Annotated in this window: 1 pseudogene; it reads right to left on the bottom strand. The window is 37.4% G+C overall.

The features are described from left to right. Positions 1-444: pseudogene (locus FS935_RS23535) on the bottom strand (hypothetical protein); the annotation flags it as partial.

The following is a 444-nucleotide window of genomic DNA, read 5'->3' as shown; positions in this document are numbered from 1 at the left end:
GTTGAACCATTTTGTACAATCGGTGAAATGAAAAGTGGTTCTTGTGCTTCAAGTGCTGTATTGAAATAGATTTTCTGCTCTCTAATCGCTCGATCTAGAAGGGAACCTGGTATCATTTTTACTGAGGCATCAGGCTGGAAGGTACTTTCTACCGATTTAACCGCTAGTCTCAAATATCCACTAGATTGCACAAGATAAATGGCAAATCTACTTGATTTAAGCGATCTTTCCAACACAGAAATCGCTCCAGTAAATAAGGCCTCTGGCTCAAGATTATCAAGCTGTTTGACAGATTCGTAGATCTTCCCTACTCCGTCTTCCGTTCGTAAAATTTGTTCTCTCATTTCTTCTTTTACCTGAAGTGTATCTTTGTAAATTGATGATAAAAATGCATATTTAGACTGTGCTGAGGCTAATTCATCTTTCGTAAATTGAAGAACAATT

Source organism: Metabacillus litoralis (genome assembly GCF_007994985.1).
In the GTDB taxonomy this organism is placed as follows: domain Bacteria; phylum Bacillota; class Bacilli; order Bacillales; family Bacillaceae; genus Metabacillus; species Metabacillus litoralis.
The sequence above is the reverse complement of the archived record's forward strand: the minus strand, read 5'-3'. Positions and strand labels throughout refer to the sequence as shown.